Origin of the sequence: Kitasatospora sp. NPDC048194 (assembly GCF_043202455.1) — a bacterium.
Taxonomy (GTDB): domain Bacteria; phylum Actinomycetota; class Actinomycetes; order Streptomycetales; family Streptomycetaceae; genus Kitasatospora.
The window spans coordinates 41,014-62,549 of the sequence record NZ_JBIDAK010000025.1 but is presented as its reverse complement, the minus strand read 5'-3'; the positions used below and the strand labels follow the sequence as shown (position 1 = coordinate 62,549).

General features: G+C 69.5%; 22 protein-coding genes and 1 tRNA gene. 10 read left to right on the top strand and 13 right to left on the bottom strand.

Annotation, left to right across the window (positions count from 1 at the left end; translation table 11 throughout):
• Nucleotides 1-372: 372 nt before the first annotated feature.
• From ACGF07_RS26235 to der, 3 genes are all read left to right on the top strand, one after another.
• On the top strand, nucleotides 373-1,458 hold the full coding sequence (locus ACGF07_RS26235; protein WP_350741749.1) for a prephenate dehydrogenase: 1,086 nt from the start codon (nucleotides 373-375) through the stop codon (nucleotides 1,456-1,458).
• A gap of 396 nt (nucleotides 1,459-1,854) precedes the next feature.
• A complete protein-coding gene (gene cmk / locus ACGF07_RS26230) occupies nucleotides 1,855-2,592 on the top strand; it encodes a (d)CMP kinase (RefSeq protein WP_392902579.1) in 738 nt (245 codons plus the stop codon).
• A 327-nt stretch (nucleotides 2,593-2,919) separates the two neighbouring features.
• Entirely contained in the window at nucleotides 2,920-4,374 is a 1,455-nt protein-coding gene (der, locus tag ACGF07_RS26225) for a ribosome biogenesis GTPase Der (RefSeq protein ID WP_350741754.1), read from the top strand.
• 289 nt (nucleotides 4,375-4,663) lie between these two features.
• Here der and ACGF07_RS26220 read toward each other — a convergent pair whose 3' ends face one another.
• Both ACGF07_RS26220 and ACGF07_RS26215 read right to left on the bottom strand, forming a co-directional pair.
• Nucleotides 4,664-5,257, bottom strand: a complete 594-nt coding sequence (locus ACGF07_RS26220) for a hypothetical protein (protein WP_392902576.1) — start codon at nucleotides 5,255-5,257, stop codon at nucleotides 4,664-4,666.
• 351 nt (nucleotides 5,258-5,608) lie between these two features.
• Entirely contained in the window at nucleotides 5,609-6,466 is an 858-nt protein-coding gene (locus ACGF07_RS26215; RefSeq protein WP_350749295.1) for a hypothetical protein, read from the bottom strand.
• A 592-nt stretch (nucleotides 6,467-7,058) separates the two neighbouring features.
• On the opposite strand from ACGF07_RS26215, the gene ACGF07_RS26210 reads away from it, so the two are divergent.
• From ACGF07_RS26210 to ACGF07_RS26180, 7 genes are all read left to right on the top strand, one after another.
• On the top strand, nucleotides 7,059-7,835 hold the full coding sequence (locus ACGF07_RS26210) for a transglycosylase family protein (RefSeq protein ID WP_392902573.1): 777 nt from the start codon (nucleotides 7,059-7,061) through the stop codon (nucleotides 7,833-7,835).
• A 328-nt stretch (nucleotides 7,836-8,163) separates the two neighbouring features.
• The gene (locus ACGF07_RS26205; RefSeq protein ID WP_392902571.1) at nucleotides 8,164-8,592 is read left to right on the top strand and encodes a transglycosylase family protein; all 429 of its coding nucleotides are present in this window, start codon (nucleotides 8,164-8,166) and stop codon (nucleotides 8,590-8,592) included.
• Nucleotides 8,593-8,718: 126 nt separating this feature from the next.
• Nucleotides 8,719-9,408, top strand: coding sequence for an alpha-ketoglutarate-dependent dioxygenase AlkB family protein (locus tag ACGF07_RS26200; protein ID WP_392902619.1), 690 nt, complete (start codon nucleotides 8,719-8,721; stop codon nucleotides 9,406-9,408).
• 180 nt (nucleotides 9,409-9,588) lie between these two features.
• Complete coding sequence (gene tesB, locus ACGF07_RS26195) at nucleotides 9,589-10,449, top strand: acyl-CoA thioesterase II (RefSeq protein ID WP_350749289.1); 861 nt, start codon at nucleotides 9,589-9,591, stop codon at nucleotides 10,447-10,449.
• 315 nt (nucleotides 10,450-10,764) lie between these two features.
• On the top strand, nucleotides 10,765-11,553 hold the full coding sequence (locus ACGF07_RS26190) for a DUF1684 domain-containing protein (RefSeq protein WP_392902569.1): 789 nt from the start codon (nucleotides 10,765-10,767) through the stop codon (nucleotides 11,551-11,553).
• Between the two features lie 86 nt (nucleotides 11,554-11,639).
• Complete coding sequence (locus tag ACGF07_RS26185; RefSeq protein WP_392902566.1) at nucleotides 11,640-13,019, top strand: MFS transporter; 1,380 nt, start codon at nucleotides 11,640-11,642, stop codon at nucleotides 13,017-13,019.
• Nucleotides 13,020-13,156: 137 nt separating this feature from the next.
• Nucleotides 13,157-13,230, top strand: a tRNA-Pro gene (locus ACGF07_RS26180).
• 117 nt (nucleotides 13,231-13,347) lie between these two features.
• Here the strand turns inward: ACGF07_RS26180 and ACGF07_RS26175 are convergent.
• The 11 genes from ACGF07_RS26175 to ACGF07_RS26125 form a co-directional block, all read right to left on the bottom strand.
• Complete coding sequence (locus ACGF07_RS26175; RefSeq protein ID WP_392902563.1) at nucleotides 13,348-14,550, bottom strand: tyrosine-type recombinase/integrase; 1,203 nt, start codon at nucleotides 14,548-14,550, stop codon at nucleotides 13,348-13,350.
• A 61-nt stretch (nucleotides 14,551-14,611) separates the two neighbouring features.
• A complete protein-coding gene (locus ACGF07_RS26170; protein ID WP_392902616.1) occupies nucleotides 14,612-14,809 on the bottom strand; it encodes a helix-turn-helix transcriptional regulator in 198 nt (65 codons plus the stop codon).
• A 170-nt stretch (nucleotides 14,810-14,979) separates the two neighbouring features.
• On the bottom strand, nucleotides 14,980-15,177 hold the full coding sequence (locus ACGF07_RS26165) for a hypothetical protein (RefSeq protein ID WP_392902562.1): 198 nt from the start codon (nucleotides 15,175-15,177) through the stop codon (nucleotides 14,980-14,982).
• A 1,276-nt stretch (nucleotides 15,178-16,453) separates the two neighbouring features.
• Nucleotides 16,454-16,690, bottom strand: coding sequence for a hypothetical protein (locus ACGF07_RS26160; protein WP_392902559.1), 237 nt, complete (start codon nucleotides 16,688-16,690; stop codon nucleotides 16,454-16,456).
• A gap of 84 nt (nucleotides 16,691-16,774) precedes the next feature.
• Nucleotides 16,775-17,092, bottom strand: coding sequence for a hypothetical protein (locus ACGF07_RS26155; protein ID WP_392902556.1), 318 nt, complete (start codon nucleotides 17,090-17,092; stop codon nucleotides 16,775-16,777).
• Complete coding sequence (locus ACGF07_RS26150) at nucleotides 17,082-17,486, bottom strand: HEPN domain-containing protein (RefSeq protein WP_392902554.1); 405 nt, start codon at nucleotides 17,484-17,486, stop codon at nucleotides 17,082-17,084. Before ACGF07_RS26150 ends, ACGF07_RS26155 begins: the two co-directional genes overlap by 11 nt.
• A 118-nt stretch (nucleotides 17,487-17,604) precedes the next feature.
• Nucleotides 17,605-18,009: a hypothetical protein gene (locus tag ACGF07_RS26145; protein ID WP_392902552.1), complete on the bottom strand. Its 405-nt coding sequence runs from the start codon at nucleotides 18,007-18,009 to the stop codon at nucleotides 17,605-17,607.
• Nucleotides 18,010-18,012: 3 nt separating this feature from the next.
• Entirely contained in the window at nucleotides 18,013-18,840 is an 828-nt protein-coding gene (locus tag ACGF07_RS26140; protein ID WP_392902549.1) for an ExeA family protein, read from the bottom strand.
• Nucleotides 18,841-19,065: 225 nt separating this feature from the next.
• Nucleotides 19,066-19,488, bottom strand: a complete 423-nt coding sequence (locus ACGF07_RS26135; protein WP_392902547.1) for a low molecular weight phosphatase family protein — start codon at nucleotides 19,486-19,488, stop codon at nucleotides 19,066-19,068.
• Nucleotides 19,481-20,902, bottom strand: a complete 1,422-nt coding sequence (locus ACGF07_RS26130) for an ASCH domain-containing protein (protein WP_392902545.1) — start codon at nucleotides 20,900-20,902, stop codon at nucleotides 19,481-19,483. The genes ACGF07_RS26135 and ACGF07_RS26130 overlap by 8 nt, the downstream gene beginning before the upstream one ends.
• Nucleotides 20,903-20,931: 29 nt before the next feature.
• Nucleotides 20,932-21,456 carry an ATP-binding protein gene (locus tag ACGF07_RS26125; RefSeq protein WP_392902543.1) on the bottom strand — a complete coding sequence of 175 codons (525 nt, stop codon included), beginning with the start codon at nucleotides 21,454-21,456 and terminating at the stop codon, nucleotides 20,932-20,934.
• Between the last annotated feature and the right edge of the window lie 80 nt (nucleotides 21,457-21,536).

The window sequence follows — 21,536 nt, the reverse complement described above, 5'->3', positions numbered from 1 at the left end:
GTTCGCGTCCGGTGCGGCGCGTACCGCCTCGCGCCGTCTTGCCGCGTCGGCCCCCGGCGGCCAGTCTGCCCCGGGTCGGGGCGGGCGTCGTCGGATTTCCCGGGGCGCGGCGTGTGCACTCTCTGGGACGGGGGCGGTGGCGCGGCGGTTGCCGGTGGGCCGGGGTGGGCCGGGGGCTGGTGGTGGTCGGGGGCGTCGTCGGGGGGCGTCGTCGTCGGGGGCGCCGTCGTCGGGGGAGGGGCCCTCGGCCGGGCCCGGCGGGTGGGAGGATGGGCGCGGGTGCTCCCGGCCGGGCCCGGCACCCGGCGAGAATCGTCAGACGATCGTCGAAACCGCCCAGTCGAGAACCGTGATCGAGGAGAGCCACCCGCCATGCGCACTGCCGTCGTCGTCGGCACCGGACTGATCGGCACCTCCGCCGCCCTGGCCCTGTCCGCGCGCGGGCTGACCGTCCACCTGGAGGACGCCGACCCGGACGCCGCCCGCACCGCCGAGTCGCTCGGCGCGGGCACCATCGAACCGCCCGAGGGCCCGGTGGACCTGGCGATCATCGCCGTGCCGCCCGCACTGGTCGGCAAGGTGCTCGCGGACTGCCAGCGCCGGAACCTGGCGCACTGGTACACCGACGTGGCCAGCGTGAAGGCCGGCCCGGGCAGTGAGATCGCGGCGCTCGGCTGCGACACCGTCCACTACATCGGCAGCCACCCGATGGCCGGCCGGGAACGCTCCGGCCCGCTGGCCGCCCGTGCCGACCTGTTCGAGGGCCGCCCCTGGGTGCTCACCCCCACCGCCGACACCGACACCGACACGCTCAACGCCGCGCTGGAGCTGGTGGCGCTCTGCGGCGCGATGCCGATCGTGATGGACGCGGCCCAGCACGACCGGGCCGTCGCCCTGGTCTCGCACGCCCCGCAGCTGGTCTCCTCGCTGGTCGCGGCCCGGCTCGAGCACGCCGACGAGACGGCCATAAGGCTCTCCGGCCAGGGCGTGCGCGACGTGACCCGGATCGCCGCCTCCAACCCCGCGATGTGGGTCGACATCCTCTCCGCCAACGCGGGCGCGGTCGCCGACGTCCTGGCGGAGGTCGCCAACGACCTCGGGGAGACGGTCACCGCGCTGCGCGCGCTCGCGGCGGCCGAGGAGGGCGAGCGCCGGGCCGGTGCCGAGGGCATCGAGGCGGTCATGCGGCGCGGCAACACCGGGCAGGCGCGCATCCCCGGCAAGCACGGTGCGCCGCCCACCCGGTACGAGACCGTCTCGGTGGTCCTCGGGGACCAGCCGGGGGAGCTCGGCCGGCTGTTCGGGGAGGTCGGCGAGGCCGGGGTCAACATCGAGGACGTCGCCATCGAGCACTCGGACGGGAAGCAGGTCGGCTTCGTGCAGCTGTCGGTGGCACCGGCGGCGGTCAAGCGGCTCACGGCGGCGCTGCGCTCGGGCGGGTGGAGCGTCCGGGACTGACGGGTGCCGGAGTAGCGGGTTCGGGGCGGTGGGTTCCGGGGTGACGGGGCTGCAATGGGGGCCGGGGGCCGGGTGCCGGGAGTCGGGTGCCGGGAGTCGGGGGGCTCGGGGGCTCGGGGCTCGGCAGGCGGTCCGGAGTCCGTTGGGCCGCCGAGTTTCGTCCCGGAGCGCACGGGAGCGTGGCCACTGCGGCGGGCAGTCCGGCGGGCGGTCCGGCGGGCACTGATCGGGCGGGCCAGTGGGCCTGAGCGAGCGGCCCGGCGGGCGCTGAGCGAGCGGCCCGGCGGGCGCTGGGCGGGCGGCGGAACGGGGGCGGGCGGGGTCCGGGCGGCGGTCCATTAACCTTGAGGGAGACGAACTCCCCCCGGCCGTCCGCCCGCGCAGGCGTCGGCTTCCATGCTCAGAGAGAGGTTCGCCCCCGTGGACACTGCCGACCGAGCGCACGCCCCGGTCGTCGTCGCCATCGACGGACCCTCCGGCTCCGGCAAGTCGACCGTCTCGCGGGCGGTCGCCGCCCGGCTGGGCCTGAGCTTCCTGGACACCGGTGCCATGTACCGGGCGATGACCTGGTGGATGCTGGCCAACGACATCGACGTCGACGACGCCGAGGCGGTCGCCGTCGCGTGCGGCAAGCCGGTGATCGTGTCGGGCACGGACGCCGACGGCCCCACCATCACGGTGGACGGCCAGGACGTCTCGGGTCCGATCCGCGGTCCCGAGGTGACGGCCGGTGTCAGCGCCGTGGCCGCGGTGCCGGCGGTGCGGGCCCGGCTGGTGGAGCTGCAGCGCGGCTGCGCCGAGGTCGCCGAGCGCGGCATCGTCGCCGAGGGCCGGGACATGGGAACCGTGGTGTTCCCGGCGGCCACCGTCAAGGTCTTCCTGACCGCCTCCGAGCAGGCCCGGGCCGAACGGCGGGCGGCCGAGCTGCGCGCCAAGGGCGTCGACGAGGCGACCATCACCGCGATGGCCGCCGACCTCGCCCGGCGCGACGCCGCCGACTCCTCGCGCGAGACGGCGCCGCTGGCCCAGGCCGCCGACGCGGTGCTGGTGGACACCAGCAGTCTCACGCTGGAGCAGGTGATCGACCGGATCGCCGCCCTGGTGGAGCAGCGGGCCGGGCTGTCGGCGGTCTGATGCGGGGAATCTGACCGCTGGGAGTCGGGCCGCCGAGGGGTCCGACCCCGAGAAGTCCGACCGGTGAGAGGTCCGGTACTGCCGGGGTCCGACGCCAAGGTCCGACTGCCGGGGCCCGACTGCCGGGGCCCGACTGCCGGGGCCCGACCGACGCCGGTCGGGCCGCCGTTGGTCGAGTCGTCCGGCCGCCGGCCGGGTCATCCGGCCACTGAACGATCCGCGGGCCGCCGAGGTGCCGCGGAGGAAACCATCGCGCTGCCCCGAGCGGGGCAGGTACGCACGGCGCGCCCCTGGGAAGGGCCGGGCCGGGAAACGGAACAGACGAACATGACCGCAGAGCACTCCGCCACCGGGCACGGTGAGCTGGACGCCGCCGACTACGCCGAGTTCATGGCCCTCGCCGCCGAGGAGGGCTTCGACGTCGACGGCTTCGACGACGTCGACGGCGCCGAACACGTCCGGCTGCCGGTGCTGGCCGTCGTCGGCCGGCCCAACGTCGGCAAGTCGACCCTGGTGAACCGCATCATCGGCCGCCGCGAGGCCGTCGTCGAGGACAAGCCGGGCGTCACCCGCGACCGGGTCACCTACGAGGCCAGCTGGAACGGCCGCCGCTTCAAGGTCGTCGACACCGGCGGCTGGGAGATCGACGTCCTCGGCATCGACGCCATGGTGGCCGCCCAGGCCGAGCTGGGCATCGAGCAGGCCGACGCGGTGCTGTTCGTCGTGGACGCCACGGTCGGCGCCACCGACACCGACGAAGCCCTGATCAAGATCATCCGCCGGGCGGGCAAGCCGACCGTCCTGTGCGCCAACAAGGTCGACGGCCCGTCCACCGAGGCCGAGGCCGCCTACCTGTGGTCGCTGGGCCTGGGCGAGCCGTACCCCGTCTCCGCCCTCCACGGCCGCGGCTCCGGCGACCTGCTGGACGCCGTCATGGCCGCCCTGCCCGAGGCCCCGCCGCAGACCTTCGGCGACGCCGCCCCCGGCGGTCCGCGCCGGGTCGCGCTGATCGGCCGGCCCAACGTCGGCAAGTCCAGCCTGCTCAACAAGGTCGCCGGCGAGGAGCGCGTCGTCGTCAACGAGCTGGCCGGCACCACCCGTGACCCGGTCGACGAGCTGATCGAACTCGGCGGCAAGACCTGGAAGTTCGTGGACACCGCCGGTATCCGCCGCCGGGTCCACCTGACCGCCGGCGCCGACTTCTACGCCTCGCTGCGCACCTCCTCCGCGCTGGAGAAGGCGGAGGTCGCGGTCGTCCTGATCGACGCCAGCGAGACCCTCGCCGAGCAGGACACCCGGATCATCTCGATGGCCGTCGAGGCCGGGCGCGCCGTCGTCATCGCCTACAACAAGTGGGACCAGCTGGACGAGGAGCGCCGCTACTACCTGGAGCGCGAGATCGAGCGCGACCTCGTCCAGGTGCAGTGGGCCCCGCGTGTCAACGTGTCGGCCAAGACCGGCCGGCACATGGAGAAGCTCGTCCCGGCGATCGAGACCGCGCTGGAGGGCTGGGAGACCCGCATCCCGACCGCGCGGCTGAACGCCTTCCTCGGCGAGCTGGTGGCCGCCCACCCGCACCCGATCCGGGGCGGCAAGCAGCCGCGCATCCTGTTCGGCACCCAGGCGGGCATCCGTCCGCCGCGCTTCGTGCTGTTCGCCTCGGGCTTCCTGGAGGCGGGCTACCGGCGCTTCATCGAGCGCCGGCTGCGCGAGGAGTTCGGCTTCGTGGGGACGCCGATCTCGATCTCGGTGCGGGTGCGGGAGAAGCGCAAGAAGAAGTAGGGCGTCGTCGACCTGCCGTCGGCGCACGGTCGTCGTGGAGGTCGTGAAACGGAAGGGCTCCGTCACTGCGGTGACGGAGCCCTTCCGGCTTTGTGCGGGTGGTGGGACCTCGGGGAGTCGCGGTCCGGGGTTCGGGGTTTCGGGTTTCGGGTTTCGGGGGTTCGGGTTTTTCGGGATTTCGGTGGGGCCGCCGCACGCCGGGTGCTGGGTGCTGGGTGCTGGGTGCCGGCCGCCGGCTGCTGGGGCCGCACGCGGGTCGCCAGCTGCTGGGGTCGGGCGCGGCGCGTCGTCAGTGGTGGTCGCCGACGCGGCCCGGGGGGAGCGAGAGCATCTGGCGGTGGCGGCCGACGGTGGGAGGGGCGGCGGCGAGGCCGGTGGCCGTACCGAGCGTGGGTGACGGAACCGGGGGCGGCGCGGGCCCACCGTTCGGGGCGTGGCCGAGGTAGCCGGCGGCGACCCAGCCCTGGCCGTTGGGGAAGTGGGCGCCGGGCGGCGTTCCCTGGGCCGGGTGGCCGGGGCCGTCGCCGGTCGTGGTGGACGGCTCCGGGTGGTGGTGCTGCTGCTGGGCCGGCATGAACTGGGGGAGCCCGGGCACCTGGCCCGCGTAGGTGTGGAAGGACTGCTGCTGGGGCGGGTAGGAGCGCTGCTCGCCGCGCGGTGGGTAGCCGTCGCGGACCGCGAACCCGGTGAACGCCAGGTCCTCCTCGCCGGAGCGGTCGCCCGGGAGGGCCCGGAACAGTCGTCGGTATTCGGAGTACAGCTCGTCGTAGATCGGGGTCGTCGAGTGGGGGTGCTCCGCGTCGTACGAGGGGCGCATGCCCGGGATCGAGCGGGGAGCGGTGGCGGACCGGCCGGCGGGCGCGGAGACGTCGTAGCTGTACACGTAGGGGCCAACGAGTGAGAGGCGGCGGGGATGCGGGGGTCCTCCCGGTGGTGGGGAGGCCGGCGGGGCTCGGCGAGGGCCGGGCGGGGACGCCGGCGGGGGCCGGGCGGGTGTGCGGCGGGCGGGTGTGTGGCGGGCGGGTGTGCGGCGGGCGGGGGGGGCCCGCCCCCCCCCCCCGCCCCGGGCCCGCCGGGGGCGCCCGCCCCCCGCGCGGGGGCCGCGCCGCGCCGGGGGGGGGGGGGGGGGGGGGGGGGGGGGGGGGGGGGGGGGGGGGGGGGGGGGGGGGGGGGGGGGCGCCCCCCCGCCCCGCCCCCCCCCCCCCCCCCCCCCCCCCCCCCCCGGCGCGTCCGGTCAGGTGCCGGCGAGCGGGAGCGAGGCGGCGACGACCTGGCCCAGCGCCACCGCCCGCTCCAGGGCCTGGCGCAGCAGGTCCTCCCGGGGCTGGCGGCCGACCATGCCGGCCGGGACGGCGTACATGGTCACCTCGGCGAGCTGGCTGGCCGCCATCCGCCAGGCGTCGGTGACCTGGAGCGGCTGGTGGGCCTGCCACCAGCCGGTGCTGCCGCCGGCCGCGGCGGGCTGGAGGATCGCGTGCAGCTTGCCCATGGCGACCAGCACCGACCAGCCGGGCAGCTGCTCCGGGGTCTCGTCGAGGTCGCTGATCCGCTGGAACCCGGCGTCCTGGAGCAGGTCGAGGAACTCGTCCTCGCCGGAGGTGCTGCCGGGGCGGCCGACGGGGCCGGTGGGCTCGACCACCAGTGAGGCGTGTCCGACCTTGCCGTGCAGGACGAGTCCGCAGGTGATGCCGAGGATGGCGGCCTGGCCGGGGGCGGTCGGCTGGGGCAGGGCGTCGGAGGGGACCGCCGGGGACGGGAGGGCGAGGTCCGGGAGTGCGAGGTTCGGTACGACGAGGTCCGGGGTGGCTGCGGGCTGGGTCTGGCTGATGCTGCGGACTGCGCCGGCCAGCTGCTCCTCGGAGACCGGGACCACCTGGGACGGGATGCAGCGGGCGTGGGCGAAGGCGAGGACGGCCGTCTCGTCGCCGACGAACAGCACCGTGCTGGTGGGGTCCGCGTGGGTGTCGCCGGGGGTGCGGCAGGAGGTGCATTCGTAGCTGTCGGGGGCGCGGTCGCCGCCCAGCAGGCGGTCGGCCTCATCGTCGCCGATCTCGGACCGGACCTCGTCGCTGACGTCGAGCATGCGCGGCACAGGGTCTCCTCGGATGGGTGCGGGTGGGTGTTCGGGGCGGACACGGAGAGGTCGCCATGCCCAACGGGCCCTTGTGTCAGGCGTCACGGGTGCCGGTCGAGGCTGACGGGAATTGCCCTGGATCCGACCGCACAGCGTGTTCTCGTGCTCGCAATCTGTCGATGTCGGTGACAGGACTGCCGGAATCGGGCGGTGAGGTGAGTCACGCCGCCTCGGGGTTTGATCTAGGAATCAATGGCCAAAGCGGACATTTCGGTCAGGATTGCTTGGTCATTACCTCCGGTAACCCCCGGCTGAGCTGGGCAGACCGGTGGAGTTTTGGTTTCCCCGCCGACCGACTCGTAGCTTCTTGGGCGGCGCAACGAGCGCCACCCGGGTTCACCCCCGACGCACCGCCCCCCGGCTCCGGCGGGGTGCGGCAGGTGCCCGCCGACGCGATCGCTCGAACAGGTCGCCGGTGAGTGGCTGGGTGGCCGGGGCGGCAGCGGCACGTCCGACACGTGCACGGCCGTCCGACGGACGCGGCAAGCGACAGCGGCCCTCTTGAGGGCCTGGTTCCGCATGCCCGCCCGGGGCTGTCGAGAGGAACCCCATGACCTTCCGTCACGAGAACGCCGCTGCCACCTCCTCCACCGCCACCAAGCGCAACCGCGTGCGGATGGCCGTCGTGGCGGGCGCCGCTGTCGCGGCCCTGCCGGTGGCCGGTCTCGTCACGGCCACCTCGGCCTCCGCCGCGTCCGTCTCCACCTGGGACGCCGTCGCCCAGTGCGAGAGCGGCGGCAACTGGGCCATCAACACCGGCAACGGCTTCTACGGCGGTCTGCAGTTCACCTCCAGCACCTGGGCCGCTTACGGCGGCACCGCCTACGCCGCGCAGGCCAACCTCGCCACCAAGGCGCAGCAGATCGCCGTCGCCGAGAAGGTCCTCGCCTCGCAGGGCCCGGGCGCCTGGCCGGTCTGCTCCGTCAAGGCGGGCCTGACCAAGGGCGGCGCCCCGGCCGCCGTCGACACCTCGGCGGGCTCCGGTGCCGCTGCCGCCAAGCCGGCGCAGGCCCCGGCGCCGAAGGCTGCCGCCGCGCCGAAGGCTGCCCCGAAGGCCGCTGCCGAGCCGAAGGCTGCCCCCAAGGCCGCCGCCCCCAAGGCCGCTGCCCCGAAGGCCGCCGAGGCCAAGCAGGACGCCGCCAAGTCCTGGACCGGCTCCAACGACGCCAAGCCGGTCAAGGGCAGCTACACCGTCAAGTCCGGTGACACCCTGAGCGCCATCGCCGCCGCGCAGGGCCTGGACTGGCACGACCTGTACAAGAACAACGCCAAGGTCATCGGTGGCAACCCCGATCTGATCCTCCCGGGTCAGACCCTGAGCATCTGAGTCCCTTTCGGACGACTGGCGTCGTCCGGGGCTCGACGGCCGCTTCTCCGCTGTGCGGGGGAGCGGCCGTCGGCGTTCCCGGTGTGTCGGGGAGGCCCGGGGCGCGGGCCGTCTAGGGTCGGCTGCCATGCCGCATTCGTATGACGGGCGCCGTGACGAGCGCCGCGGGCGGGGCGCGCTTCGGTCGGGGGCGGTCGCCTTGGCGGTGCTGACGGCGATGGGGGCGGGCGCCGTGCGGGCCGGTGCGGTGGTGCCGGGGGCCGTGCCCGGGTCCGTCGTGGCGCGGGGTGCGGGGCCGGGGTCGGGGGTTCGCGGGGCCGCTGACGGGGTGCGGGTCGCTGAGGGGGTGCGGGTCGCTGCGGGGGTACGGGCCGCCGCTGAGGGGACGCGGGTCGCCGACCTGGTGTGGGACGAGCTCGCCGAGTGCGAGAGCGGCGGCGACTGGCGGGCCGACACCGGCAACGGCTTCTACGGCGGGCTGCAGATCCGGCTGTCCACCTGGGCTGAGGCCGGCGGCCTGCACTTCGCCGACCGGCCGGACCATGCGAGCCGGCGGGACCAGACGACGGTGGGGGAGGAGATCCTGCGGCAGCAGGGGTGGGAGGCCTGGCCGTCGTGTGCGCGGGAGTTGGGGTTGATCGGCGGGGGCGCGGGCGGCGGGGGCGGCGGGGCGCGGGCGGCGCGGGGCGAGGAGGGGCGCAGGGTCCTGGGGCGTCGGTGCGTCGGTGCGTCGGGGCGTAGGGAGGTAGGGGCGTAGAGGCGGGGGAGGGTCGGCGCGGGATGGGCGTGCCGGGGTGGGTCCGCTGTCGGGCCGGCTCGGGTCGGGTCGGGTCGAGGCCCGGCCCGGGCCGCGGCCGGGCCGGTGGGGGAGGATGGTGGGGTGATCCAGGGCGAACTGTTCGGTGACCTGCCCGGGGGCTCAGCCGCTCGGGAACGGTTCGAGCCCGCGCCCGGAGCCGTGCTGCTGCCCGGCTGGCTGGACCCGGCCGCCCGCCTGCGTCTGGTCACCGCCTGCCGGGAGTGGGCGCGCCCGCCGGCCGGGCTGCACGAGGTGCGGATGCCGACCGGCGGGGTGATGTCGGTGCGGATGGTCAGTCTCGGCTGGCACTGGTACCCGTACGGCTACGCACGGACCGCCGAGGACGGCACGCCGGTCAAGGCGTTCCCGCCCTTGCTCCGGGAGCTGGCCCGGCGTGCGGTGGCCGATGCCTACGGCGAGCGCGTCGGCGAGATCGCGGGCGCGGCGGCGTACGAACCGGACACCGCGATCGTCAACCACTACCCGCACGGCGCGAAGATGGGCCTCCACCAGGACCGCGACGAGCGCACGGACGCGCCGGTGGTCTCGCTCTCGCTCGGCGACGCCTGCGTGTTCCGGCTCGGGAACACCGAGACCAGGACCAGGCCGTGGACGGACTTCGAGCTGCACAGCGGGGACCTGCTGGTGTTCGGGGGGCCGGCGCGGTTCGCGTACCACGGGGTGGTGCGGACGCTGCCGGGGACAGCGGATCCGGCGCTGGGGCTGGTGGGGCGGCTGAACATCACGGTGCGGGAGTCGGGGCTGGAGGGGTAGGTGGCTGGCGGGTGTGCGGCTGGCGGGTAGTGGCCGGCCACGGTGCGTCATCTGTGCGTTCAATCGATTACTCGTTCGAGTGAATTGCTCGGTCTGCCCCGGTGAGCGGGAATGACCCGGGGCGCCGGAGAATTCGAGTGAGCTGGAGAACTGATCGAAGCCCGGAGAGGGAGCGCGCGCATGGGTACCCCCGTCGACGACCTTGTGGATCTGCTCGACCTGGAGCAGATCGAGCTGAACATCTTCCGCGGGCGCAGCCCCGAGGAGGCGCTTCAGCGCACCTTCGGAGGCCAGGTCGCCGGACAGGCCCTGGTCGCGGCGGGGCGCACGGTGGAGGGCGGGCGCCCGGTCCACTCGCTGCACGCGTACTTCCTGCGCCCCGGGGTGCCCGGTGTGCCGATCGTCTACCAGGTGGACCGGATCCGCGACGGCCGCTCCTTCACCACCCGCCGGGTGCTCGCCATCCAGGGCGGCAGGTCGATCTTCGCGCTCACCGCGGACTTCCACCGGCCGGAGGAGGGCGGTATCGAGCACCAGTACCCGATGCCGGAGGTCCCCGCGCCCGAGGACCTGCCCAGCGCCCTGGAGGAGGTCGGCTCCCGGCTCGGCGAACTCCCCCCGTTCATCAGCCGCAGACAGCCCTTCGACATCCGCTACGTGGACCGGCTGCGCTGGAGCAAGGAGGAGCTGGAGGGCGTCGAGGCCCGCAGCGGTGTGTGGCTGCGGACCAACGGCCCGCTCCCGGACGATCCGCTGATCCACGTCTGCGCCCTCACCTACGCCAGCGACATGACGCTGCTCGACGCCGTCCGCGCCCCCGTCGAGCCGCTGTGGGGCACCCGGCACTTCGACATGGCCTCGCTGGACCACGCGATGTGGTTCCACCAGCCCTTCCGTGTCGACGACTGGCTGCTCTACCAGCAGGAGTCCCCGATAGCCCACGGCGCGCGCGGCCTGGCGCGCGGGCAGATCTTCGACCGGAGCGGGCAGCTGGTGGTGTCGGTGGTGCAGGAGGGCCTGTTCCGGCCGCTGAAGGGCTGAACCGGCCGGATCTGCTGGATCTGCCGGTTCGGCCCGGATCTGCAGGTTCGGCCGGTTCAGCCGTTTTCGGCCGCGGCCGGCCGACTCAGCCGGCTCAGCCGGCTCAGCCGACTCGGTCGACACGTCGAATCGGCGAAACCCGGCCGTCCCGTGTTGCCGCCGCATTGCAGTCTCCTTGCGATACCGGCGGCTCCCCGGGATCGGGGAATGATCCGTCCGGGCGGGCGGTGTTGAGGAGGATGGCGTTGTGGAGGATGACCGAGACGGACGGTTCGAACGGCGGCCGTCCGCGCACCTGACCGGGAGGGTTGACCGATGACGGCGACGGCCGCGGAGGACTGGAAGCACTGGAGCGACGGACGGGCGGCGTCGGTGAGCGCGCCGCACGGCCAGCTCGCACTCACCGGCACGCACTGGCTGGAGGCCGAACCGGCCGAGCTGCCCGGGCTGCCCGGGCAGTGGTGGGCCGACGCCGAGGGGGTCCGGGTGCGGGCCACGGCCGCCGACGGCATCACCGTCACCGGCGCCGATGACCCGGTGGACGGCGAGGTGCTGCTGCGACCGGACACCGACCCGGCCGCCGACACGGCCGTCCTCGGCGATCTGCTGCTCGTCCCCATCGAGCGGGAGGGCGAGCTCGCCCTGCGGGTCTTCGACCCGGCCGCACCCCGCCGGGCCGCCTTCGCGGGCATCTCCGCCTACCCGTACGCACCCGAGTGGGCCGTCCCCGCCGTCTTCACGCCCTTCGACGGCGAGGCGCAGTCGGTCCTCGTCCCGAACGCGGACGGCAAGGACCGCCCGCTGGCCGTCAACGGGAAGGTCGAGTTCACGGTGGCCGGCGAGCACCGCACCCTGACCGTCAGCCGCTCCGGCAACCGCCTCACCGGCGTCATCGCGGACGCGACCAGCGGCATCGACACCTACCGCTTCCGCTTCATCACCCTGCCCGCCCCGGACGACCACGGCCGTACCGTCCTGGACTTCAACCGGGCCTACCTGCCGCCCTGCGCCTTCGCGGACCACTTCATCTGCCCGTTCCCGCCGCCGGGCAACCGGCTGGACTTCGCCGTGGAGGCGGGGGAGAAGCAGGTGCTGACCCGTTAGACCGGCTCCGGTTCCGCCGGGGGCGGGCCCGCCGGAGGCAACCCCGGTGTGGAGCGGGCGAGGGGCGGGGCGGATCATGGAGGGCTGTGTCGACCAATCATCCTGCCAATCCGGCCACCGACGCCACTCCGCCCCGGGCGTCCTCCGAGCCCTCCGAGCCTTCCGCGCCCTCGGCGCCCTCCGATCCCGTTCCGGCCGTCGGACCGCTCCCCGAGGTCGGCGCGGGGCCCGTTCCCTGGTACCGACGCGCCTTCGCCGACCTCAGCCCGCTGCGCGAGAACCCCGACTACCGCCGGGTCTGGCTCGGGCAGGTGGTCTCCTCCATCGGCCAGCAGATGACGGCCGTGGCCGTCTCCGTCCAGATCTACGACATGACCGGCTCCGCCTTCGCCACCGGCCTGGTGGGCCTGTTCTCCTTCGTCCCGCTGGTCGCCTTCGGCCTGTACGGCGGCGCGATCGCCGACACCGTGGACCGGCGCAAGCTGGGCCTGATCGGCTCGGCCGGACTCGCCGTGGTCTCCGCCGTCCTCGCCGTCCAAGCCCTCGCCGGACTCGGCCTGGTCGCCATCCTCTACGCCGCCGTCGCCGCCCAAGCCGGGTTCTTCGCCCTCAGCTCACCCGCCCGCTCGGCGATGATCCCCCGGCTGGTCCCCAGCCACCAGCTCCCGGCGGCCAACGCCCTGGCCACCGTCAGCATGAACCTCGGCCTCACCGTCGGCCCGATGCTCGGCGGCGTCCTGATCGGCGCCTTCGGGGCCCAGGCCGCCTACCTGGTCGACACCGCCGCCTTCGCCGGCACCCTCTACGCGATGTGGCGCCTGCCCGCCATGCGGCCGCTCGGCGAACGCAAGGGCCGCGCCTCCGTCCTCGACGGACTGCGCTTCCTGCGTGAGCAGCCCAACCTGCGCACCAGCTTCCTCGCCGACCTGGCCGCGATGATCTTCGGGCTGCCCCGATCCCTCTTCCCGGCCATCGCCGTCACCTTCTATGGCGGCGACGCCCGCACCGTCGGCCTGCTGGTCGCCGCCCCCGCCGTCGGCGCCCTGCTCGGCGCCCTCTTCTCCGGCTGGGTCAACCGGGTCCACCGCCAGGGCGCCGCCGTCCTCGCCGCGGTCTCCGCCTGGGGCCTCGCCATCGCCGCCTTCGGCGCCCTCCACAACCTCTGGCTCGGCCTCCTGCTCCTCGCGGTGGCGGGCTGCGCGGACACCGTCAGCATGATCTTCCGCAACACGATGATGCAGGTCGCAGCCCCGGACGAGATGCGCGGCCGACTCCAGGGCATCTTCACCGTCGTCGTCGCCGGCGGCCCCCGCCTCGGCGACTTCGAGTCCGGCGCCGTCGCCGCCCTGACCAACCCCGCCACCTCCGTGATCACCGGCGGCCTCGCCTGCGTCGCCGCGGTCCTCCTCCTCGCCGCCCGCCGCCCCGCCTTCCTCACCTACGACGCCCGCCACCCCACCCCCTGACCCACCCCACCCCCGAACCTGGCAGCGAGCACCCCCCGACGTGCTGTATTGTTTTCCACGTCGCCGGGACAACCGGAGACAAGGTCGAGAAGCCGCCCGGCAGAGCCCCCCAGGCCCCGCCGCACGGCACGAGACCACGGGACGTGGCGCAGCTTGGTAGCGCACTTGACTGGGGGTCAAGGGGTCGCAGGTTCAAATCCTGTCGTCCCGACTGGAGTTCAACTCCATCGTCGCAGGTCAGAAGCCCTGGTTCACATCATGTGAGCCGGGGCTTCTGCTGTTTCAGGCGGACATCGTGTCACATTTTGTCACAGTCCCCTTTCGCTCCTCAGGCGAGCAACTGGCCGAGCTTGTCCGAGCCGGCCTTGAGACTCTGCGGGTCGGGATGCACGTAGGTGCGCTTGGTGAAGGACAGGTCGGTGTGGCCTGCCCAGGCAGAGACCACGGTGTCCGGCACGCCGTTGTTGGCCATCCACGACAGGACAGCGTGGCGCGCCAAGTAGAGGCGCACCCGCCGCACCCCGGCCACCTTCATGAGCCGGTAGGCCTCGCGCCGGAGTTTGTCCGTCTTGAACGGGTTCCCCAGCTCATCCACCACAACGTAGCCACTGTTGTTGTACGCGGGACCGGCAGCGAGCTTTTCTGTGGCCTGCTGGGCGCGCATGCGAATCAGCGCCCGGTAGACGGGTTCAGGCAGCGGGAGCACCCGGTCACCAGCTTCCGATTTAGGTCCCTTCTCAACGACCTTGTTGCGCTGTCCCCGCTCCTGCGTCCGGTCATAGACGATGGTGCGGGTGTTCCCCGTGGCGATCGTGCCGCCATGGGCATTGAGGACCACATCCTCAGCCCACCGGGCCCCGCAGACCTCGGCCGGCCGCTCGGCGATGAGCGAGAGCATCATGCCTCCGCAGAGACGGTCCTTCTGGATTGCCCTGATGAACGCGCGGACTTCGGTCTCGTCCCACGGCCGCTCCTGTGGTGTGACAGCCTTCGCTCGCTGCTTCACCTCACGGGAGATGGTCACGTACTGGGCGACGTTGCGGGTTACCCAGCCGCGGCGAACGGCAAGGGTGAGGGCTGAGCGAAACCGGCCCAGGGTGAGGCGGATTGAGCGAAGCCCGAGACCTGAACCAACCTTCCCACCACGTTGCCGGCCTTTGGTTGCCATCCAGTCGACCAGGGCCTCGACATCCTCCTCGGTGAGTTGCTGCAGGCGCTTTTGTCCGAGGAACAGGCGCACGGGACGGATGGCGTTGTCGTAGTTGGTGGCCGTCGCTTCCTCGACGTCCCGGGTCGCACTGACGAGCCAGATATCCAGGAGCTCGTCAACGGTCATCTTCGACGGGGCGACAAAGCTTCCTGTCGCCCGCTGGTGGCGGATGCGGGCGTACTCGTCGCGTGCTTCCTTCTTCGTGTCGAACGTCCGGCGGAGTTGCCGGCGCTTGCCCGTCGCGTCAGGTGGGGCATCGATGACAAAGCGGTAGCGAACCGTGCCGTCCTTGAGCACGACTTTGTAAATGGGATCAGCCACAGGAACACCTGCCGGTGGGTACGAGCTCCCCCCTGTGAGAAACGAGCACCTGGCCGGAGGCTTAACCGGCTTCCAGGTACGCAACAAGCGAGGCAGTCACGACGCGGTAGCGCGTGCCAAACTGCACGACCCGAAAGGGCGCGTGTCCACGCTTAATCAACGCATACAGGTGGGACTTGGAGATCCCCAGCGCCTCGGCCGCATGGGGCACGTCGATGGTCGCTGCCCAGGACCGGATCTCATCGAGTGTGGGTTGCATCAGCACCCTCAGGAACTAGACGGAACAACTCAACCGCTGCTGAGACAACGCAGCCAACGGGAGCTTTTAACCAGTATGCCCGAAATGTGGTGGATAAACCACCCTTGGGGCCGGAGAAAAGCGAGAGGAGCCAAGCTCTCCCCTCGCCTCTCCTTCTGCCGGCGCGGAGCTCATCGCCCGGTGAGCTGCCGGCGAATCAGTGCCCACCAGGACAACCGAGGCAGCACCGAAACCTTCTCACCTCGGACGCTGGTGCGGACTAAGAACAGCCCAGCATTCCCCTGCTCCATGGCGAGCATGAGCTCGTCCGTTGCCTCAGCCTGGCTTCGGGCCGGCACGACATAGACCTGCGTAATGGTGTAGCGCATAGCCTGCTTCCTCCTTTCTGCCGCCTTCCCGCGGCGCCTATCAGCGCACACACGGTGCACTGGCGCGTCAAGGCCGAAGCCGCCGCAGCGGAACCGAAGGGAGCCTTGACGTGACTGTGGAAGCCGTGTGACACCCTGCGGACGACTGCGGGAAGCGGCATACCCAGGAGCACCTACAACCCGGCAGGCCATTGCCCACCGGCTCTTGGTGGAACCAGCCGAGGCGCGAATCCCACCACTCGGTCATTCGGCGACGCCGAATCCACTCATCCCCGTCAGGGGCTTTCTGCTGGCACGGCGGAAGGAAGGTCTGGAAGGAAAGCCGCCGGGCCAGCCACTGGTTCCCCCTCTGGGGGTGGACTCGGAGCCTGCCCACCACCCGAAGGGCCCATGGCGAAGCTTTGGGGGCAGGCGGAGAGGACGGGGGTAGTCAGCCGCGCCGGCAACCGCGTGAGCGCTCCTTGGGACCTGAGGCGGGGCTGACTACCCCCGTCTTGTGACCACTCCCGTTCCCGCTGGTCAGCGGGCCCTTCCTTCCAGCCACACATCGCCCCAGGGCGCTTCTCTTGTACTCGTTCACACCTCGTACTCGTACCGCCCACGTGTACCGGCCTGATCCGGTACGACAGCCGGTGTACCACGGGTACCAAAGCTACTCGTTCACAGAATTTTGGTACTCGTTCACTTTTTTCGATCACACGATGTACCCACGATGGGACCTCGGGCGTCGTGGATCTAACGGTTGTGGGCAATAGCCCAGCCTCGAAGCGGCGCCGTTTTCTGAGCACGACAGACAAACCCCCTAAGGTCCCCCTTGGTGGCTCCCCTATTCCCCGTTCGCTTCCGTTCTCTCGTTCCCTCACCTTCCTGTTCGACGCTGGCGCGTCGCTTTTTCAAATACGCCAGCGGTATGTGTCGAACGAGGTAACTCAGATCAACCTGGGGGTGTTCCCCAAGGTCCTAGATCGATCCAGTGCTTACTGGATTGATCCCGTTTGTTCGGTCACTCGGTCACGTCACTCACGGCCAGCTAGTCCGTCTTTAGTCGCAAACCTCAGAGAGGAAGACGGCGGCTGCTGTGTCTGCTCCGTTTTGAGTCAAGCAAATTGAAAGTCTTCTGCACAGTCCCGGTTCCGGTTCCGTACTAGGTACCGGCTCCGGACGGGTACTGGTATCGGTACCGTACTGGTACCGGTTCCGGTACTACTGGGTTAAGCCCACAACACGCAAAGCGCTCAGGGATAAATTGAAAAAATAGAAGGAGCTAGCGTACGGGCTAGGCCATGGAGAAGCCTTCAATGGGCCGGGATTCCTCCTCTGGCTTGCCTTGAAGGCTGTTAATGATTGATTGCATTTTGGCGCGATCCGTTTCGCATCTTCGGAGCGCGAGCCATAGCGCATGATAATTAATTTGGACGGTATTTAGGTCTTCTTCCATCGACAGCTGGCGGTGCTGCATTACAGAAGCGAGCGCCTGAAGTTGCTTTATTTGATCTTCGGTCGATGGTGCCATGCTCTATTTATAACGAATAGGACATGAGGAGTCAATAAGCAAAAGGTACCGGTACCGGATCTGGTGCCGGTACTTATTTCCTTCCTATGCTAAAGAGAGCTTGTAAGAGCTTCCTCTCGCCTTTAATTCTTCCTCGTACACCTGCGCTTCCCGTTCCGGTGTTCGGCGCGGACGGACATGAATGGGAACCTGCTGATGAAGCTGCAAGTCCATGACTCGGTCTATCACAAGATCGAGGACAGGGTCTGTATCAACCAGATCCACGGTGACGTACAAATTGACATTGTCGGCTTCTTCCCCTTCATCCACTTCGAACAGTGCATCCGGATAGCGAACCAGGATGGTGTCCTGAAGCTCCTTAATGGCATTGCGCATCTTTAGGGGCAATTGATTAATGGACATCTAACCTCACCTCCTCTCCGGTCACTTCTGCAAGGAAATCACGTGCCACATCAAGGTATCTGCGAGCCTGTGCCTCAGTAATAAGTCCGACTTCATAATCTGCCGTCTCGCGGCGAGCCGCTAGGTTCTCAAGCGAATTTCTAAACCGACTGTTGTATACCTTTCGTCGCTCAATGAACTGAAGCACGAACTGGCTCTTGACGTACTCGTGCTTCCACTTGTGGGGCAGAGTAATAACGATTTTGTGCTTCAGGAGGGCATAGATAGCAGCCTGGAAGCAGGCATAATAGGAGCGATTAGCACAGTTGTTATACCGTGCATTAGCGAACTCGCTGCCGGCTCCAAGGAGGCTCTGCTGAGCCTTAAAAAGATAAGCGTTAATTGCTTCATTCATAAAACTCATTGAGTATAGCACAAATTGTCCGATTTTTGATCAAGGAATTCGACCATCGGGCGCCACGCGAGGAGCGGGGAGAAGTATGAAGGGGTACCGGCTCCGGTACCGGTACTCATTAGCGGTTGTTGGCAAGGATGTCTTCGAAGAGCTCAATGATGGTGCCACGGAAGCCTTTCTGCCGTGCGGCGTCGAAGTGAGGTCTGAGCTTGAAATACATGTCGAGCGCATCGCGCACCATGGCGGTGCGGCTTCCCCGTAGTCCCTGGTCTTTCTCGGTAGCAGATAGCTCGTCGAGTGCTGTGAGCTGGTCTTCGTATGGGTCGACTGGATAGCGCCGAATGATCAGGCGCTTGCGAAAGGGTGGAAGAGGGGTGCTCGGTACCGGTACCGGTTCTGGTACCGGTACGGCGTGTGGTGTTGATGCAAGAGGTGCAGGTGCGCTGTCACTGCCAAGGATGCGTGGCGAGGAGGCACCTGGTGCTGCTTGCGATAGTTCTGTGAGTTTGTCGAATCTTCCCATGGTCTAGATGCGCAGGTTCTGCGCCTTCGCAATCTCCTCGACCTGCTGTGGGGTCGCCTGGGTGCGTCCCTGGACGGCAAGATCGATGAGCAGCTCGAAGCACACCTTGATGGCGTCGCGGGGAAGCCCCTTGGTGTAGGCGTAGAGGAGGTGGTAGGCCTCCTCGGAGCTCTGGTCCTCGAAGAGCGAACCGCGGCGGCCGGCAACCGTAAGGCGGAACTGGATCATGTCGCGCAGGTCCTCAAGCGACATCGCGCTCATGGCGATGGGGAACATGCGGGAGGCGAGCTCGCGGTAGTTGACGATCTTGGTTCCCAGCTCCTCCTGGCCGACGAGGACGATCTGGAGGAGCTTGGTCTTGTTGGTCTCGAAGTTCAGGAGGTAGTGGACGAGCTTGAGCTGCTCGCGGGTCATGTACTGGGCTTCATCGACCAGGAGCACCGGGATCTTGCCGTCCTGGAACTGCTGGAGGAGGAAGGTCTCGAAGTTGCCCAAGGAGGCAGCGTAGGAGCGCTCGGTCTTGACGTCGAAGGTCTCCATGACCAGGCGCAGGAACGCGTTACTGCTCTTGAGGTTGGGCGAGATCAACAGCTTGACGTTGAACCGGTCGTCCTGGCTCAGCTTCTCGTGGAGCCGGCGGACAAGGGACGTCTTCCCCGAGCCGATCGGGCCGTACATGTAGATCGGGCCGATGCGGTCCCGGGCCATGAACTCGCACTTGGCCAGCGCCTCGCGGACCTGGGAGGAGAAGTACAGGAACCGCGGGTCCGGGCTCGTGATGAACGGGTGCTCGGTCAGGCCGAAATGTTTAACAATGGCATTTATATCCATATCGGGTAATTACTACCAAATATGGCAAAGTTGGCGCAATTTGTCAATATAGCAATAAAGTTGGGCAAACTTGCATCATTCAACCCGACGCTCGCTCGCTCCGGTCGCCATCGGAGGTATGGCAAGAAAAAGGGACTCTCAGGGAAGCCTGTATCTGAAGACAGCACGAAGCCCCGCCCGGGAGTGGGGTACCCGAACGGGGCGTCGTGGTTGACGATGGGGTTCTCAGCCGGCGGAGAAAAGGGCAGTGGCCTCCTGGATCTGGACGATGGCGTGGGCGAATGCTTCGGGCTCTTTGCCCCAGGGATCGGTGATACCGGTACCAAGGATGCGGACCGGACGGTTCGGTCCGACGAGGGCCTCCACGGCGTGGGCCGTCTCCTCGTCCACGGCCACCAGGTCGTCAGCCCAGGAGAGCCCGTCCTCGTCCAGGAGAACGCCTCGGTGGGCAGTGAGGTCGTAGCCGAAGGCTGCTGCGGCCTCGATCATGAGTGGATGCGCTGGCTTACCAACGTGCCAGGGACGTAGGCCGGCCGAGCGGACGGCAAGCGTTCCGCCGGAGCGCTCAGCGATGATGAGCGCGGCGATGGGGGAGCGGCAGTGGTTGCCCTTGCAGATCACCAGGACCCGCCGTTGCCTGCTACTCATCCGGCTTCACCAGCTCGATCTCGAAGGTGATGACGCCCAGGGATTCTTTCTCGGGCGGGAAGATCGAGTGAATCGCCCGGAGCTGTTCCTCCTCCGTGGCGTGCGGGTTCACAGCCACCGGGTCCTCGGTGCCGAACATCTCCCGGAAGCTGCGGTACGTGCCGATCCGGGTAACCCGGGTGAGGCACTCCTCCTGCCGGCAGGTGAAGAGAAGCAGATCGCCGACGCGGACACGCTTGAGGGAGTCGTACTGGACACGCACCTCGACGGTCTTCTCGCCGCGGGCGATCATGTCGAAGTACTGCTTGAAGATGCGCAGGGGCCGGGGACGTCCCTGCGGCCTGGACTGGCGCCGGACAGGCTGGCGGGTGGTCATGAGCGTTTCCAATGCGGTTGTGGTGTACGAGCGGTAGAAGTGCCTGGGGTCTGAGAGCAGGACCTCGCCGAGGCCAGTGAGCGCGTCCACGTAGTCCGAGTGGGTTCCGGGCCAAGACAGCGGATCAAGGAGCCACCCGGAGGGGGTCCCGGTGGTGCCGGCGGCCGTGGCCGTCTCGCGAAGCAGGGACTTGGAGAGCTTCCCGCCGTCACTACCGAGCACCTGGGGCGTGAAGATGCGAACCGGGGCCGGGTCGAGCAGACCGATCGCAGCGTGGGCGCCGTCCACGAGGGTGCAGCCGAAGGCCCAGTCGCCACCCTTGACCATGACATGAAGGGTGCGGTCGCTTGCGCGATAGGTGCGTTCCTTGACGACGTTGCGGTACAGCGTTGCCAGGTCGATGTAGCCTCCGCCCAGGGGGGTCAGGTCGGCTTCGTACCTGCCGTGCTCGTGGCAGAACGCCTCAAACAGCGCGCCTGAGTCGTCCAGGTCGAGCAGCCGCGTGGTGCCGGCGTACTTCTCCGCGAAGCCGCAGTCCGGACAGGGAAGCCGTATGTGCGCGGTGCCCGTCGCGGGGGAGAGCCAGTAGCGGATCTCGTCCAGGTGCTCCAGCGTGCGCAGGAACTCAGCCCGAAACTCCGGGCTGTCCTGCTGCTGGGTGTAGGTGGTGAGGGTGTAGGGCACCCCGGTGCGACGAGTCAGGGCATCGAACAGCGGGGTGTAGTGCTGCGTCACCAGCGCGTTGATCTGGTCCTGCCCGAGCTGGTGGTAGTACGTGCGCTGGTACGTACGGCCCTCGGCCTTGAGGGTGTGACCCGGCGAGTTGTCCAGGGCGCAGAAGTCGACGGAGGCTTCGATGCCGAACTCGTCGCCGGCCTGCTCGGCCAGGAGGAAGGCGAGGCTTTGCACGAGGTGGGTGCCGAGGTGAGGTCGGCCGTTGACCTGGGTACCCACGCTGAAGCGGATCTGCTCGACGTCGGAGGCCCACAAGCGGGGCCTGAGCACGTCGATGGTGTCGTGAACTGCGTTGGCGAGCACGGTGTTTGGCGAGATGAGCGGTGGTGTACTCAACTGATCCTCCCCTGGGTGGATGAATCTGGTCGGTACGCAAGATCGGCATGCACGGTCTTGCCGAAGGGATCGGGGGTAACGCCCCAGCGGCCCGCGGTGAGCATGTGGACAAGGGCCAGGCCGCGGTGGCACTCGTCGTCCTCTCCAGCCGCAAGCAGGACAGGGAGGGTTCGTGATCCGTCGCGAACGGCGAGGCGGACGGAGCCTTGCAGACGGTGGACTCGGACAACCATGAAGGATGAACAGCCGGTCTTCACGGCGTTGCCGACGAGCTCGCTGATGATGAGCACTGCGGGGTCAACCAGCTTGGGCAGTTCCCACGCGGTGAGTTTCTGGCGGATAAGCCGGCGGGCCATACCCGCGGCCTCGGGGCGGTAGGGGAGCACCACAGCGCCAGGCGCGCGATAGCCGTTCGTTCGGCGGGCAAGCAGGATGGCACGGCGTCGGGCGTGGGCAAGGGGGTCCGGTCCGGCCACGGTGAGAAGGTGCGCTTGCTCCTGTTGCGCCGTGCTGCGGTGCATGCCGCCCCCTGCCCGTACGTGGGATTCGTAACGAGCCTTGACCGTAGGAGCGGGCACCGTGCGGGTTCCACGAGCTTGCA

What these genes read in the sequence shown, in the direction of transcription:
- ACGF07_RS26155 (WP_392902556.1), bottom strand. Translation starts at nt 17,092, where the DNA reads ATGTCCATTAATCAATTGCCCCTAAAGATGCGCAATGCCATTAAGGAG.
- ACGF07_RS26135 (WP_392902547.1), bottom strand. Translation starts at nt 19,488, where the DNA reads ATGAGTAGCAGGCAACGGCGGGTCCTGGTGATCTGCAAGGGCAACCAC.
- ACGF07_RS26170 (WP_392902616.1), bottom strand. Translation starts at nt 14,809, where the DNA reads ATGCAACCCACACTCGATGAGATCCGGTCCTGGGCAGCGACCATCGAC.
- ACGF07_RS26140 (WP_392902549.1), bottom strand. Translation starts at nt 18,840, where the DNA reads ATGGATATAAATGCCATTGTTAAACATTTCGGCCTGACCGAGCACCCG.
- ACGF07_RS26125 (WP_392902543.1), bottom strand. Translation starts at nt 21,456, where the DNA reads ATGCACCGCAGCACGGCGCAACAGGAGCAAGCGCACCTTCTCACCGTG.
- ACGF07_RS26235 (WP_350741749.1), top strand. Translation starts at nt 373, where the DNA reads ATGCGCACTGCCGTCGTCGTCGGCACCGGACTGATCGGCACCTCCGCC.
- cmk (WP_392902579.1), top strand. Translation starts at nt 1,855, where the DNA reads ATGCTCAGAGAGAGGTTCGCCCCCGTGGACACTGCCGACCGAGCGCAC.
- ACGF07_RS26190 (WP_392902569.1), top strand. Translation starts at nt 10,765, where the DNA reads ATGACGGCGACGGCCGCGGAGGACTGGAAGCACTGGAGCGACGGACGG.
- tesB (WP_350749289.1), top strand. Translation starts at nt 9,589, where the DNA reads ATGGGTACCCCCGTCGACGACCTTGTGGATCTGCTCGACCTGGAGCAG.
- ACGF07_RS26150 (WP_392902554.1), bottom strand. Translation starts at nt 17,486, where the DNA reads ATGAATGAAGCAATTAACGCTTATCTTTTTAAGGCTCAGCAGAGCCTC.
- ACGF07_RS26145 (WP_392902552.1), bottom strand. Translation starts at nt 18,009, where the DNA reads ATGGGAAGATTCGACAAACTCACAGAACTATCGCAAGCAGCACCAGGT.
- der (WP_350741754.1), top strand. Translation starts at nt 2,920, where the DNA reads ATGACCGCAGAGCACTCCGCCACCGGGCACGGTGAGCTGGACGCCGCC.
- ACGF07_RS26210 (WP_392902573.1), top strand. Translation starts at nt 7,059, where the DNA reads ATGACCTTCCGTCACGAGAACGCCGCTGCCACCTCCTCCACCGCCACC.
- ACGF07_RS26165 (WP_392902562.1), bottom strand. Translation starts at nt 15,177, where the DNA reads ATGCGCTACACCATTACGCAGGTCTATGTCGTGCCGGCCCGAAGCCAG.
- ACGF07_RS26160 (WP_392902559.1), bottom strand. Translation starts at nt 16,690, where the DNA reads ATGGCACCATCGACCGAAGATCAAATAAAGCAACTTCAGGCGCTCGCT.